Below are 14,756 nucleotides of genomic sequence, written 5' to 3' on the forward strand. Positions count from 1 at the left end.
TTAAGCTCCTCATAGTTGGATTTTTTTCCAATAGGCTTTCATGGCGGCAACAAGGTCTTTATCCAGGCTGGCTTTGGAGGCTTTCTCCGGAATGATAAGGGTCTTTTTCCCTGTGGGGTCTTCCAGTATCGGGGTTTTTGACAGATCCAGCATTTTGGCTGAATCGCCTTTTTGTCCGGGAAAATAAATTTTTCCTTCATGCATCAAGGTTCCCTGAATGAGCTGGGCATACCGTTTCAGGCGGCCCAGATCCTGGGGAGAGAGAATCGGAAGGGGGGCACTTCCTTGTTTTTTTGACATAAGCTGCTGGGAAATATCAGGCAATCCCTGGGCGAGCAGGGTTTCAAACCAGGGCTGTGACAGGATGTCCGGGTCAGGAACCAGGACGTGTGCCCCAGGATAAATTTGGTTGATATCCTGGATATCCGGGTTGAGACGGGTAAAGGTCTTTTCCCAAAAGGGTTGAAACCGTATCTCCCTTTTTTACGGAACGTTTATGAATAAAAGCTGCCAGGTTTTTTTCGTCCAGGTTAAGTGAAAATTCAAGCACTGGGACCTCAACCATCCCGTCCTCTTTTTGAACATAGGCTTTTTTGTCTACCCGTTTTAGGGGGATTAAAATTTGAATACCCGGGGCAATGGCGTCAATATTGTTGAGCTGGGGATTTATTTTTTGAAATATGGTTAAAAAGCGGGGGAAATCCGATGCTGAAATTTCTCCTTTTTGACGAAATATTTTATAAAGCCAATCATCTTTTTTAACCCGATAGGGTTCGCACAGGTAATCTTCATTTTCATAGGTGAAAATGGAATATTGCTTATAATGGGTTTTTACCCCGTCTGCGCGGGATGGCAAAGGCTGACCAAAGGATATGAGTCCCAGGGACAGCCCGACGAGTATGATTGCCCAAAGCGGTTTCATGGTTGATTACAGATCAAGGTGGTTTGCGATTTTTTGGGAGATATCATTGACAAATTTTTGGAATTCGGATTTTGCCAATCGCTTTTCCTGGGATGGGGCAAGATCTGGGTCGTCCGGGGAAATTAGAACGGGCAGGTTGATGAATTCATCATCCGGGCAAACCCGGTATGAGGCCGGCAGTTCCTTTTTAAAATAAAGATCCTGAAATCCTGAAAATTTGATGGCATGGGCCGTGGCATCCAGAATGACGGTCTCTTTTGAATGAATAATTCCCTGGGATTTTGCCTGAACCATTCCTGCCAGGCATTCACCGCCCTGGGTGCAGGTGATGTGGCCGTTTTGGTTGGCCGTCAACTGCCAGTCCATGATTTCCTGCTCTTTGACCTGTACGATAAACACCTTGGTTGCGCCCGGGTCTGCCTGGTTGTATTTTTTGGCAATTTTGATCACTCTGGGCATGGATACGGGATTTCCGATCATTGCTGCTTGGGCGACACTGGGCTGGGTATCCACTGGCTTAAATGACCGTTTTTCCTCATTGGGTTCCAGGTAATATTGGTACACAGGATCGGCATGTTCTGACTGAACCCCGATGATTTTGGGCAGGCAGGTGATGATGCCTGCCTCCAGGAATTTTAAAAATCCGTTCATCACCGCAGAAATATTGCCTGCATTACCGATGGGGAGCACCACCACCTTGTCTCTCATGTCCCAGTCAAAGTCCTGGGCAATTTCATAAGAATAGGATTCCTGGCCCAGAATACGCCAGGCGTTCTTTGAGTTTAACAGCACCACCGGATATTTGGATGAGAGATGTTCAACTACCTTCATGCAATCATCAAACACGCCCGGGATTTCAAAGACGTTGGCACCGCTTCCCAAAGGCTGGGCCAGCTGGGCAGAGGTCACCTTTTTATATGGCAGCAATACCGCTGATTTTACAGCATCCCCAAGATAAGAGGCATAGAGGGCTGCCGCTGCCGAGGTATCTCCCGTGGAAGCGCAAATTGAAATAACATCAGAGACCAGTCCCTGGTCAATCAGGTATTTAATGCTGGACAGGGCCGAGGCCATTCCCCGGTCTTTAAAGGAGGCGCTGGGGTTCTGCCCGTCATTCTTATAGTAGAATTTAAGCCCTGTTCGTTCCTGAAGCAGTCCATTGGCTTCAACCATAGGGGTATGTCCTTCTCCAAGATAGAGAATCGAGGAGAGGGGGATGGAAGGCCCGATAAATTCATGGTACCGGTAAATCCCTTTGAGCGCTGGAATTTTGAGCATTTTTCTATAGTCAAATATTTTTTGCCACATGGGCCCTGAAATTTCTTTGAGACGGGCTTTTTGCCGGTCATGGATGAGCAGGACCTGGTTGCACTCAGGGCAGACATAGAGCAGTTTTTCAATGCCGTATTCCCCACCGCAGCCCAGACATTTATAGTAAAGCTCTCCTTTGGGCTCAGGAATAATGTAGGGCCTTATCTCTTCTGGAAAAAGATCAAGATTCATTTTCAATTACCTTTTGGCCCCCCATGTACGGTACCAGTGCATCGGGTACGGTGATTGTACCGTCTTCCTGCTGGTAGTTTTCTAAAATGGCTGCAAAGGTCCGTCCCACGGCAAGGCCTGATCCGTTCAGGGTGTGGCAGAATTCTGTCTTTTTTGCATTCTGCCGTTTAAACCTGATATTGGCCCGCCTGGCCTGAAAATCCAGGCAGTTGGAGCAGGAAGATATTTCCCGATACTTGTTCTGGCCCGGCATCCACACCTCTAAATCATAGGTTTTGGTGGCTGAAAATCCAAGATCTCCCGTGCATAATGTCACGACCTGGTAGGGCAGATCAAGGCGCTGGAGAATGGTTTCCGCATTGGCCAGCAGGGAGTCGAGTTCATCAAAGGAGGTGTCCGGCGAAGTGATCTTGACCATTTCAACCTTGTTGAACTGGTGCTGACGGATCAGGCCTTTGGTGTCCCTGCCGTAAGAGCCTGCTTCTGAACGAAAGCAGGGGGTATATGCCGTGAATTTGACCGGCAGCTTTGACTCGTCCAGGATCTCTTTGGCAAAAATATTGGTGACCGGCACTTCGGATGTGGGGATGAGATAGTAGTCCAGGCCCTCAAGCTTGAAAAGGTCCTCTTCAAATTTGGGCAGCTGACCCGTGCCTGTCATGGTGGCCCGGTTAACGATAAACGGGGGCAGGGCCTCCTTGTATCCATGCTCTCTGGTGTGGATGTCAAGCATGAAATTGATCAATGCCCTTTCAAGACGGGCGCCTGCACCTAAGTACAGAGGGAACCTGGAACCTGCAAGCTTTGTTGCCCTGGCAAGGTCGAGTATGCCTAAATCTTCACCAATATCTGCATGGTCTTTGATCGTAAAGTCAAATTGTCTGGGACTGCCCCATGTTCTTTCCAGCCTGTTTTCGGTATCATCCTTTCCCTTGGGCACATCATCATGGGGTAGATTGGGCAGGGAGATGAGAAAATTTTTTATCTGGGATTCAAGATCTCCAAGTGCTTTGTCAAGCCCCTTTATCCGCTCTGACACGGCCCGCATATCATCAATGCTGGACTGGGCATCCTGTCCGGATTTTTTCATCTTGGCAATTTCATCTGAAACCGTATTTCGTTTATGTCTGAGCGTTTCTATTTCAAGCAAAAGTGTTTTTCTGCTTTCTTCGTTTTTCAAAAATTGGGAAAAATCAATCTTGGCACCCCGTTTTTCCATTCCTTTTTTAACGAAGTCCAAGTTATTTTTTAACTGTTTTATATCCAGCATTTTGGTCGTTGTCCTGCCTGGTTAATGGGTTGAAATGTCGATATTTATAAGATTTTACACAATTGTAATCAGATAACATGGGCCATGTAAACAGTCAATGATTATTGCCGGTTGACAATTGGCTTTCAGTGTATAATATTTTCCCAACACTTTTTGCTAAGGAACCAGGTGGATACAACCTGTACAGGTTGTATCCAAGTTTCACCTGATGACTAAATCAAAGGAAATACAACTATGGACGAGATGAAGAACGGAAAAAGCAGTGTATTGGCACAGGTGGCTGCTCGGATGGATGCCCTGGCTCCGGAAGTTCTGGAGGAAAAATATCAGACCATTGAAGGAAAATTATTTGAGTTCGCCAATTTTCTTGAGGCCCAGCAGGCATTTTTATATACCCCGGCCAGCACTGAAATTCCTACAGAGAAGATTATTCGGAGGGCATTGGAGATTGAGAAAGGCGTTATTCTGCCTGTGTTTACCGATGCAAAAAATGCCTTTCACCTTTATAAAATAAGTGATTATGATAAGGATCTTGTGGTCAATGCCAGTGACATGCTTGAGCCCAATCCTGACAATTGCAAAAAAATTGTTTTAGATGATGTGGATATCGCCATTATTCCAGGACTCGCCTTTGATGATAAAGGCGGCCGGGTCGGGTTTGGCAACAATTACTATACCAAGCTGATCACAAAATTGCCTGAAACCTGTAGAAAAGTTGCTTTGGCCTATGAAGAGCAGGTGGTTGACCAGATTCAAATGGAGTCAAGAAAATTTACAGTGGATATTATTATCACAGATACCCGGATTATCTATAAGATTTAGTTTTTACCCGAGGCTGTCCGAAAAAAAAGGATTTGCAGTGATTTGCCGGGGCTGAGATCTGGTCTTTTCGGGCCGGCCCCTTTTGATCTTAAAGTGACAGGGCTTTGCGAAATCCTCTTAAATCTTCTGTTTTTCCCATGACAATCAGGGTATCCCCCGGATGGATCATGGTTTCAAAATGGGGGGCAAAGTCCATCTGGCCTGCGGCATCCTTAACAGCAATGATAATGAGATTGAAATCCTGGCGGATACCCGAGTCTTTCAGGGCCTTGCCGGCGTAGGGAGAAGACTTGGGCACAAAGGCCTCTTCAATCTGGATGGCATCGCTTTTTCTTGAAATGGCCGCATCCAGAAAGTTGGAAACCGTGGGTCTTAAAAGTTTCATCCCCATTGACACGGCACCCGTGTCATAGGGAGATTCCACCTGGTTTGCACCTGCGACCATAAGTTTTTTACGAACCTTGGGGCTGGATGCTCTGGCCATGATATAAATATCAGGGTTGAGCTGCCTTGCGGTCAGCACTAGAAAGACATTGGCCGTGTCCGTTGCCAATGCAGCAACCAATGCTTTTGCTCTCCCGATCCCGGCCTTTTCAAGAATCTCTTCATCCGAGGCGTCTCCCATCATATAGTGGATTTTATCCTTTTCAAGGATGGGGATGAGTTTTTCGCTTTTTTCAACCACCACAATGTCCGGGGTGTCTTCCTTGATGAAATTGCAGAGTACCCGGCCGATGCGTCCATAGCCGCATACGACATAATGATTTTTTAATTTTTTGATCTTATTGTCCAAACGTTGCCTCCCCAGCAAAGTTTTAATTTCACCTTCCACAACCGAACCGATGATTACCCCGCCCAGATAGAGAAAGTATCCCACGCCCGCGAATATTAGGAAGATGGTGAAAATCCTTCCGGCATTGGTCTGTTCCTGGACCTCCAGGAACCCAACGGTACTCAGGGTGATGGCTGTCATATACGCGGAATCCATGACGTTCCACTCTTCAATGATCATGTATCCCAGGGTACCGCCCACATAGATACAGACTGCGATGAAAATCGCCATTTCCATTTTTAAAATCTTATTCATGACAGTTATCATTACTGATCCTGGCCTTAAAATGCAAGGCATAAGTCCGGCCAGGGAAAATTGGTATCCAGATCTTTTAACCCACGCCCTGTCAAACCATGTATCAAGGGGCGTATGCCCGGCCTCATATTATGGTTTGTCCCAAGGGGGAGGCCTGGATCATTTCCGGTTTATGGGTTTTGCCATTTGAGTTTTTATATTATACTATGACGGCTGAAGGCCAATACCGTCCAGGCAGGAGTTGGCATCCGGCCCGGTACACGTTTTTTGCCGGGCATCATATGCTGGAATCCTCAGCATCTGCAATTGGATGAGGCTTTTTAAAAACATAAGGACAGACAATGAAGATCCACCATTTAAGGAATGCCACTTTTGTGATTGAATCGGGTGAGCATTTTATCCTGATTGATCCCATGCTCAGCAATACCGGAGGGCTGCCGCCATTTGCCTTTTTCCGGCATAAGCCCCTGCGCAATCCCATTGTGCCCTTGCCGGAAAATGCCTTGGATCTTCTGGATAAGATTAGTCTTTGTTTTATTACCCATTCCCAGAAGTGGGGAATTCAGGCCCTGACCCACACGGATCACTTGGATTTGCCGGGCATCGTTTTTTTAAGGAAAAACAAGATTCCCGTGGTTTGTCACCACAAGGATGCCCCTTATCTGAGAAAGCATCAGATCCGGGTGGCGGCGGCCACGGAGTATTGGCAGCCCCTGGACCTGAGCATGGGGCGGGTGGTTGCCGTTCCGGCAAAACACGGCCATGGCTGGTATCACAATTTAATGGCAAACGGTTCGGGTTTTTATCTTGAACTTGAAAAAGAGCCTTCAATGTATATTAGTTCTGATACGGTGTTTACCCGGGAGGTGGCCCGGGCCCTGGATGAGTTTAAACCCGATATTTCCGTGGTTGCGGCAGGCGGTGCCAGCATGGATATTGGCGGGCCTATTTTGATGACTTTGGACGAAATTGTGTCTTTCGTACAAAAGGCGCCCGGCCGAGTGATTGCAAATCATATGGATGCCCTGAATCATTGCCCCATTACCCGCTCAAAATTGATTCGTTGTTTAACACAAAAAAAGTTGTTGAAAAAGACCTGGATTCCCGGAGACGGGGAAACAATTCAGGTAATTGAAGGATAAGAATATCTGATTGAGTCTGCCAAAAAAAACGGCAGAGATTGGATCTTCTATCCCCTTGGTTATATCATTATTTAAGGAGCATCATTGTGGATACCTATAAGGTCGGGCTGGTTCTGGGAAGTGGGTCTTCCCGGGGCTGGGCCCATATCGGGGCCATTGAAGCCCTTCAGGATGCATCCATTCGAGTTCATTTCATTGCCGGGTGCAGTGTGGGCGCCTTTATCGGTGCGGTCTATGCTTCCGGCGGCCTGGATGCGCTCAAGCAATATGTCATTGACATGGATGGCGAGCGCATGTTTTCGTTTTCAGATCTCTCCTTGATCCGGCCCGGGCTTTTGGACGGTGATAAAAAGCTTAATAAGCTTTTTTGCATGCACTCTGATAAAAAAGCCTTTCATGAGCTGGAAATTCCTTTAAAGGTTGTTGCCGCAGACATGCATTCCGGGGATCAGGTGGTTCTGGATTCAGGGGATTTGATCACGGCCCTGCGGGCGTCCATGTCATATCCCGGTCTTTTTGCGCCTGTACATCACAAAGGCCGGTGGCTCATTGACGGCGGAGTGGTGGACCCGGTCCCGGTGGGGGTGGCCCGTGCCATGGGCGCGGACGTGGTAATTGCGGTGAACCTTGATTCTAAGCTCATCTCCCGCAAGCTTCATCTGCCCTCAGCATCCATTTCCCAGGTCAAACTGCCGCCTTTTAATAACGAATTTTTAAACACCATTGCTGCCCGCTATGAGGCCGTAGAAAAGACCTTTATACAAAAATTGGAACAGCAGCGGGGAAAAAAAACGGCAATCCCCAGCACACCTTCGGTAATAAACGCGGCAATTGGGCTGATGCAGGAACGGATCACACGAGTGAATTTTGCTGTCAGCCCCCCGGACATTTTAATCACCCCAAGGCTTGGGGATCTTAAAATGCTTGATTATGACCAGGTGGAGCATGCCATTGAAGAGGGGTATATTGCCACCCGAAATAAGATTAACGATATTAAAATGCTTTTGGAATCAAGACAGGAAAATAAGTTCAAAAACAGATGAAGATCTCTGAAATTTGAGAATTGGGTTCATCTTTGGATTATGGGGTGGCACCCTTGTCCGTTCTGCTTGACTGGCCGTGTTGTTGCTGGTATTAAGGGGGCATGATTGACCAACCCAAAAAATATTCCCGGTGGCGAAGGGAGATGGTAGAGACCCAGGTCATGGCAAGGGGGATTACAGACCCTTTGGTGATCCAGGCCATGAATCATGTGCCCCGCCATCTTTTTGTGAGTGAGGCCCTTGTGGACAGCGCCTATGGAGACTTCCCCCTTCCCATTGGAGAAGGCCAGACCATTTCCCAGCCCTTTATTATTGCAGAAATGACCCAGAGTCTTGAACTGACCGGGTCTGAAAGGGTGTTGGAAATCGGGACCGGGTCTGGATACCAGGCTGCCGTACTGTCCAGAATCGTTTACAAGGTATTCACCATTGAACGGAATAATACCCTGTTCATGCAGACCCGGAAGCTCTTTGACCGGCTCAAATATCACAATATTGTTACCCGGTATTCCGACGGCACCCAGGGATGGAAGACCCAGGGCCCCTTTGATGCCATTATCGTAACCGCAGGCGGAAATCAGATCCCGGCTCCTTTGGTGGATCAGCTCGATCTTGGGGGCCGCCTTGTCATGCCGGTGGGCGGCCAGCATGCCCAGGAACTGCTCAAGCTTGAAAAAAACAAGACCGGTATTAAAACCACCAATCTGGGCGGGTGCCGGTTTGTCAAACTCATTGGTGAGCACGGATGGCAGCAATAAATCCTATGCATTCCGGAGATCAGGTTTAACATGGCATTCAGGGAATTTTGGCCGTCCATGGTAAAAGAGCTTGGCATGGGATTTTGCCTGGGCGTGGCAAATATTATTCCTGGTGTCTCAGGCGGTACCTTCCTTTTGGTTTTTGGTATTTACGAACAGGTGTTTTCCATTCTTAATCAGATCAATAAACCCTTTTTGATGCGATTGGCCGCATTGGTTCTGGCCCTGGTAAAAAATGTTGGCAAAAAGGGAACAGCCAGGGATTTGATTCGTTTTTTAAGGGAAAGCGGTTTTTTGTTTTTGTTCAAACTTGCAGCGGGCGCCTTTTTTGCCATCATAGCGTTGTCCAGCCTCATGAAATACCTTCTGCTCGATCATTTTTCCATGACCTATGCCTTGTTCTTCGGCCTGATCCTGGTCTCCATTATCATTCCCATTAAGATGCTTAAATGCTTTAATGCATCCATTTTTTGTTTTGTTTTGCTGGGTGCGCTACTCACCGTCTTTGTGGCCGGGTCGGTCAATCCCTATGACAAGATAAAAATGAAGTCAGATCATCTGGCCCGAGCCTATGCCCAGGCCGGTGGTGAACACGAATCGGTCCGGGCATCTTCTTCTGCCTTTACCCATGGATATGGGCTGAACGAATATCTTTATATCGGGATATGCGGGGCGCTGGCCATTTCAGCCACGGTCTTGCCCGGTATCAGCGGCTCTCTGGTTCTGATCCTGATGGGGGCTTATTTTGAGGTAATTTCCGCCATTTCCGCTTTGAAAACCCTGAATCCGGAAACCTATTTGTTTTTAGGGGTGTTCGGCCTAGGAGTGCTGTTGGGCGGGCTGTTGTTTGCCCGGCTGGTCAGTTTTGTCTTGTCCCGGTATTACAAACGGACCATGGCCTTTTTAACCGGCCTGATGATCGGTTCCTTGTATGCCCTCTGGCCCTTTAAGCAGTCCATTGTCATGGCCAGGCAGTATGTGAGGGAACAAGGAGAAATCAAGGTGATGGAAAATGTCCTGGTCCAGACCAATATCAATGTCCTGCCCGGGACTGAAGATCCTTTGATTTTACCGGTGCTGTGTTTTATTATCGGCTGCCTTGTTATGGCCGGATTTGTCCGGGCCGAGGCGGCCTGATCGTTCAGGGGGTTAGCCTTTTTTTGAGCCCTTCCAAGATGAGTTCAACTGCAAACCGGGTATCTTCAGCAATGGTTTTAAAATTAAACTGATCTGAAATCATGTATCCGTTTTTCATGTCCATGCCTCTGCTTTTCATGCTATCGGCAAGGGAGAGGATGATCCATGCGGTTTTTTGGGTATCCACGGGGTGGATGAGGTCGTCTGCCTGAGCCCGGTCTAAAATGTTTTTGATTAACTCGGATTCCTGGGCTTCAAAGTTGGCGGCCAGGGTTTTGAACATGGGTTGGAACTGAAGCTGCTCGGTGGTTTTTACCGAGAGCTTGTGAAGATTGACGGTCTCTTTCAAGTATTGCTGGCGTTCCAAAAGATAGGCCTGAATTTTGACGTCCCATTGGGACAAGCGATTGATCTTTTTTTCCAGAGAGGAGATAAAGCCTTGGCATTCTCTTTCAATGATTTTGCAGAATATGGCTTCCTTGTTTTTATAGTAATAGTACAAGGAGGCCTTGTTCAGTCCCACCAATTTGCCGATATCATCCATGGTGGTTTTGGAGAATCCGTAAAGGGCAAAGCTGTGGCTGGCAGCCTTTAGTATTTGGTTTCTTTTTTCTGAATCGGCCATATTCCTCAAATTAGCAATAAGATTTGCCCCACCTTATTTTTTGACAATGGCCCTGTCAAGGAATAATCAAAGATCCAATATAAAAAAGCCCGGGCCTGGCCGGGAATAATTCCGGCAAAATGGGCTTGGGACCTTTGCACGACTCTAATGTTTTAGTGGACTGGTTTGATAGGGGCACCTGCGTTTTTACTTCCAGGGTTCAGGGGGAAAACGGCCGGACTTTTTTTGCCCGGCCGTTTGGCAAGAAGTATGGGGGTTAAAAGAAGGAATACCGAATGCCGACGGCGCACTGGTACAATACCTTGTCATAGGTAACTTCCGGTGTGATCGTCGGGTTTCCTGGAATTGGGGTCGCGGTTACTGCCGGTGCTGTATCGTCTATATAAAAAAAACCGGCCAGGCCAAGGGTGAAGGCCAGGCGTTCGTTCCATTTATATTTACCCCCGACTGCAAGGGTGTGGCAGTCCAGGGGAGGGCTCATTTTTTCGATGATCCCGAAGTTTTGAGGCTTCATGTCCACGTCTGTGTACATATATCCAATTGTGCCGGTCCATTTTTCGCTGAAATCGTACCTAAGGCTCAGGGCAAGGTCATAGGAGTTGCCGTCCACAGAATCGTTCTGGTCTCCCCAGTCCGCATCTTTTTCAAAGTAAAGGGTGTAGGAGGGGCTGATGGTTAATTTGGGCATGATGCTCCATTCAACGCCCAGGGCCAGAACAGCCGGGAGGTCCCTGGCATAACTCTGGCCGTCCTGTCTGCCGAAAACACCGAGGATTGATTCTCCGACCGTACCTTTGGATTCACCTGCTACGGTGGTTTCCCAGTCCAGGTTAACCCTTGTTTCATATCGGATACCGATATTCACGGTGTCCGAGGGGTGGATGTTGATGCCGAAGATTCCGCCGAACCCGTCGGCTTCCTGTTCGTATTTTCCTGCCACATGGGTCATGGTACCGACCGGGTCGGTATAATCCCCGTGGATATCCACCTCCTTGTCCGTGATCACGTACCTTACGCCTGCGGCCAGGGCGAACATCTCATTGATTTTATAGGAGACCCCTGTGGTGAATGTATAATCATAGCTTTCAACATAGGCATACTCATTGGACAGGGTTCCGCCAGGCATACTCAAGCCGGGAGCACCCGCAGGAATTTGTGATGTGGGAAAACCATCTGTGAACATTCCCAGAGCACCCATGTTCCCGATCCCTTCGGTAATGATATTCCCGTTGTCGTATTCAACTTCGCCGCCCCCGCCGTTGACGGTGAAGGCGCCCCAGAATGCCCAGTTGTCGGATTTGTGAATGGCAAAGGCTGTGGGGGAGGCAAGGTTGGGGCTGGCCGTATGGGTTTCATTTCCATAGCTGTGCTCATAATCAAAGGTAAATGGCTGTATATTAAATTCGAAATGTAGCCCATTTTTTAGCATCATCATGCCGGCCGGGTTGTAGGCGGCTATATCGGGTTCGTCGGTGGCTGCATTCCGGCTCAGACTGCCGGCATAGGCCGCAGAGAAACTCTGTTTGTTGTCAATACCACTCCCAAAAGCCGGAACCGCTGAAATTGCCGTTCCCAGAATTAATACCACCAACAGCACGGGGTTAAACCATTTTTTCATCAATGTCTCCTCCTAAAAATCGGTGAATAATTATCTTACACTGGTCCATCTACGGTCCAAAGCTGAGTTGTCTGTCCCGGCATCCATCGTGTCCTGTTCCGAGACTATGTTTGATGCTATATGGAAACGGTGTTTCAAATTGTCAAGCACAAATATGTTTTGTTTGAATGTTTGTCAAGTGAAAAATCTATCCAAATCTGAGAAAAGAGATTGGAGAGAATCAAAATCCATTATGGGAGGCTTCAATTGATTTACGATAAGGTTCAAAACGACCAATGGAAGTGTATTGGTCGGCAAAATTTTATTGGGCCCTGATTATGAGAACGGCCATGGGCTGTTTAACAGCCCAGTCTACTCAGCGATAGTTAAAAACAGATGGCGGCCTGACCTGAACTGGCCAGGCCCGTTTTTTTAGACCACTGAAATGATAGGCCGGTCTGTCTCATGAACCTGGCCGATCACTGTGGTATGTTCAATCCCTTTGTCCTTTAACTGGGCGATCAGGGCTTGGGTTTTGTTTTCCGGGCAGCCCATGAGCAGTCCGCCGGATGTCTGGGGGTCAAAGAGGATGTCCCGGACCACCGGGGTGATTGTAGGGCTTAAACTTACCATATTCTGCCTGAACCGACGGTTGGCATGGGCTCCGGCAGGCACAAGGCCCATGGCGGCAAATTCCGCGGTTTTTTCTATCACAGGGACGGATGCGCCGTCCAGGGTGATTCCGGTCAAGGTCTTGTCTATCATTTCAGCCAGATGTCCCAAAAGTCCGAATCCTGTGATGTCGGTGCAGGCGGTAATGGGAAAATGGGCCATGACCTCGGCCGCATCCTTGTTGAGCTGTGCCATGAGAGCGACGACCTTTTTCATTGTATGGTCCGGGGCAAGCCCCCCTTTGATGGCCGTATTGAGTATGCCCGTGCCCAGAGGTTTTGTCAGGACCAGGCAATCGCCGGGCTCAAGGCCCTGGTTGGCCAGCACCTTTTGGGGATGGACAAATCCGGTAACGGACAACCCGTACTTGAGTTCTTCATCTTCAATACTATGGCCGCCCAGAAGAACGGTTTTTGCCTGGTTCAGCGTATGGATTCCCCCGGCCAGAATTTCTCTGAGGACCTGGCCGCCCAGCTTTGCCAGGGGAAAGGCCACAAGGTTCATGGCGGTTTTTGGCTGTCCGCCCATGGCATAGACATCAGAGAGGGCATTGGCTGCGGCAATCCTGCCAAAGTCAAAGGGATCATCCACAATGGGAGTGAAAAAATCAACGGTCTGTATCAGGGCCAGGTCCTGGGATATCTGGTATACCCCTGCATCATCAGCCGTTCCAAGACCGATCATCACATGTTCATCCCCTGGGATTTTCAGGGAGCACAACGCCTCTGCCAGGTCCCCTGGCGATAGTTTGGAGGCTCACCCGCCCCCTTTGACGTTGCGGGTCAGCTGTACTTTTTTTATCTCTTTGTCTGCTTCCATTGATTTTCTCCTGAAATTTAGGGTTTCAATACCAGGCATATGGACTTTAATCAATGAAATAAATCATGGATGCGTATGGAAAATCTGAGGTATTGAAAAATTAAATATCAACGGCAATTCCCATTGCAATAATCAATTGGATTCAAGGGATGATGAATGACAATAACCAATCTATACTATATTTATGGGAGAAAAAATGAAAGATCAATTTGTAAAAAAAAAGAGGGGGGCATTACCCTGGAGATGACCGTGCTGGAGGTGGTGTCCCAATGGGAATCCACCCAGGCGGTTTTCAAACGCTGGGACCCTGCGGCAGGAGAGTGCATCTGCTGTAATTGCCTTTTTGAACCCATTGAATACCTTGGCAAAAAATACAGACTGGATACCCAAAAGCTGATAGGTGAACTGAACCAGGCCGCATCAGGATAATGGGTTATAACATTTCTGGTGTGAATGCAACCACCTGGTCAATGGCAGGTGAATCGCAAAATAGCATGACCAGTCGGTCCATTCCCAGGGCAATGCCTGCGGCATCAGGCATGGTATCAAGGTCGGCAAGAAATTTTTCAGGCAAGGGCAAATGGGGCAGTCCATATTGGGCCCGGATTTTGTTTTCCGTTTTAAACCGGGCTTTTTGAATGTGAGGATCCGTGAGTTCTGTAAATCCGTTGGCAAGCTCAATGCCGGCCGCATAAAGTTCAAACCGCTGGGCAATGGTTTTGTTTTCTGGGTCAAGCCTTGCCAGAGAGGCCAGGCAAGAGGGATAGTCATATAAAAAACAGGGCCGTTCATTGCCCAGGTGGGGCTCAATTTTTTCAGTCAGGATTTCTTCAAACTTTCCCTGTTCAAGGGCAATTTCAGCAGATGTATTGGCAAAGGTTTTAAAGGCCTGGGCCACGGAGATTCGGTCAAAGGGCGGGGTTAAATTGATGGTGTTTCCCTGGAAGACCAAATCGTTTTTCCGGCCAAGGCCCACTGCCAGTGTACGGAGCAGATCCTGGCACTGGTCCATGAGGTCTGAATAGGTCTGGTGTTTACCATACCATTCCAGCATGGTGAGTTCAGGCAGGTGGCGATTTCCCCGTTCTTTTTTTCTAAAGCATTTACAGATCTGGAAGATCTTGTCCGCACCCATGGACAATAGGCGTTTCATGCAGAGTTCGGGAGATGCCTGGAGAAAATCGTTTTCAGCCCTTACCGGGTCAATGTGGGCCTCTGGTATGATTGCAGGCCCCATGATAGGGGTCTCCACTTCCAGGTATCCTCTGGACCTGAAAAAATCCCTTGTATGGTGAATGACAAGGGATCTTTGTTTGAGATTTTTCAGCCGGGATGCTGAATCCATGGGGTCAGCCTTGA

Annotated in this window: 15 protein-coding genes; 6 read left to right on the forward strand and 9 right to left on the reverse strand. The window is 48.1% G+C overall.

Features of this window, described 5'->3' with window-relative positions; translation table 11 throughout:
* Window positions 1-9: 9 nt before the first annotated feature.
* The 4 genes from HUN05_07975 to serS form a co-directional block, all read right to left on the reverse strand.
* Entirely contained in the window at window positions 10-300 is a 291-nt protein-coding gene (locus tag HUN05_07975; GenBank protein WDP85081.1) for a hypothetical protein, read from the reverse strand.
* Window positions 301-373: 73 nt separating this feature from the next.
* Window positions 374-922, reverse strand: a complete 549-nt coding sequence (locus tag HUN05_07980) for a hypothetical protein (GenBank protein ID WDP85082.1) — start codon at window positions 920-922, stop codon at window positions 374-376.
* A 6-nt stretch (window positions 923-928) separates the two neighbouring features.
* Window positions 929-2,425 (reverse strand): threonine synthase, encoded by a 1,497-nt coding sequence (gene thrC / locus HUN05_07985; GenBank protein ID WDP85083.1) that lies wholly within the window; start codon window positions 2,423-2,425, stop codon window positions 929-931.
* A complete protein-coding gene (serS, locus tag HUN05_07990; GenBank protein ID WDP85084.1) occupies window positions 2,415-3,695 on the reverse strand; it encodes a serine--tRNA ligase in 1,281 nt (426 codons plus the stop codon). Before serS ends, thrC begins: the two co-directional genes overlap by 11 nt.
* Window positions 3,696-3,929: 234 nt before the next feature.
* Here serS and HUN05_07995 point away from each other — a divergent pair, with 234 nt between their 5' ends.
* On the forward strand, window positions 3,930-4,517 hold the full coding sequence (locus HUN05_07995; protein ID WDP85085.1) for a 5-formyltetrahydrofolate cyclo-ligase: 588 nt from the start codon (window positions 3,930-3,932) through the stop codon (window positions 4,515-4,517).
* Between the two features lie 88 nt (window positions 4,518-4,605).
* On the opposite strand, the gene HUN05_08000 is transcribed toward HUN05_07995, so the two are convergent.
* Complete coding sequence (locus HUN05_08000; GenBank protein WDP87974.1) at window positions 4,606-5,586, reverse strand: NAD-binding protein; 981 nt, start codon at window positions 5,584-5,586, stop codon at window positions 4,606-4,608.
* Window positions 5,587-5,945: 359 nt separating this feature from the next.
* Between HUN05_08000 and HUN05_08005 the strand changes: the two genes are divergently transcribed.
* From HUN05_08005 to HUN05_08020, 4 genes are all read left to right on the forward strand, one after another.
* Window positions 5,946-6,746: an MBL fold metallo-hydrolase gene (locus HUN05_08005; protein WDP85086.1), complete on the forward strand. Its 801-nt coding sequence runs from the start codon at window positions 5,946-5,948 to the stop codon at window positions 6,744-6,746.
* A gap of 86 nt (window positions 6,747-6,832) precedes the next feature.
* Window positions 6,833-7,789, forward strand: a complete 957-nt coding sequence (locus HUN05_08010) for a patatin-like phospholipase family protein (GenBank protein WDP85087.1) — start codon at window positions 6,833-6,835, stop codon at window positions 7,787-7,789.
* A gap of 101 nt (window positions 7,790-7,890) precedes the next feature.
* The gene (locus tag HUN05_08015; GenBank protein WDP85088.1) at window positions 7,891-8,547 is read left to right on the forward strand and encodes a protein-L-isoaspartate(D-aspartate) O-methyltransferase; all 657 of its coding nucleotides are present in this window, start codon (window positions 7,891-7,893) and stop codon (window positions 8,545-8,547) included.
* 75 nt (window positions 8,548-8,622) lie between these two features.
* Window positions 8,623-9,684 (forward strand): DUF368 domain-containing protein, encoded by a 1,062-nt coding sequence (locus HUN05_08020; protein WDP87975.1) that lies wholly within the window; start codon window positions 8,623-8,625, stop codon window positions 9,682-9,684.
* A gap of 4 nt (window positions 9,685-9,688) precedes the next feature.
* On the opposite strand, the gene HUN05_08025 is transcribed toward HUN05_08020, so the two are convergent.
* From HUN05_08025 to selD, 3 genes are all read right to left on the reverse strand, one after another.
* Window positions 9,689-10,309 (reverse strand): TetR/AcrR family transcriptional regulator, encoded by a 621-nt coding sequence (locus tag HUN05_08025; GenBank protein ID WDP85089.1) that lies wholly within the window; start codon window positions 10,307-10,309, stop codon window positions 9,689-9,691.
* 256 nt (window positions 10,310-10,565) lie between these two features.
* Window positions 10,566-11,927 (reverse strand): outer membrane protein transport protein, encoded by a 1,362-nt coding sequence (locus HUN05_08030; GenBank protein ID WDP85090.1) that lies wholly within the window; start codon window positions 11,925-11,927, stop codon window positions 10,566-10,568.
* Between the two features lie 411 nt (window positions 11,928-12,338).
* A complete protein-coding gene (gene selD / locus HUN05_08035) occupies window positions 12,339-13,397 on the reverse strand; it encodes a selenide, water dikinase SelD (GenBank protein ID WDP85091.1) in 1,059 nt (352 codons plus the stop codon).
* Between the two features lie 243 nt (window positions 13,398-13,640).
* Here selD and HUN05_08040 point away from each other — a divergent pair, with 243 nt between their 5' ends.
* Complete coding sequence (locus HUN05_08040) at window positions 13,641-13,826, forward strand: hypothetical protein (GenBank protein WDP87976.1); 186 nt, start codon at window positions 13,641-13,643, stop codon at window positions 13,824-13,826.
* A 4-nt stretch (window positions 13,827-13,830) separates the two neighbouring features.
* Here the strand turns inward: HUN05_08040 and genX are convergent, their stop codons facing one another.
* The gene (gene genX / locus HUN05_08045) at window positions 13,831-14,742 is read right to left on the reverse strand and encodes an EF-P lysine aminoacylase GenX (protein WDP85092.1); all 912 of its coding nucleotides are present in this window, start codon (window positions 14,740-14,742) and stop codon (window positions 13,831-13,833) included.
* Window positions 14,743-14,756: the final 14 nt, after the last annotated feature.

Source organism: Desulfobacter sp. (assembly GCA_028768545.1).
Taxonomy (GTDB): Bacteria; Desulfobacterota; Desulfobacteria; order Desulfobacterales; family Desulfobacteraceae; genus Desulfobacter.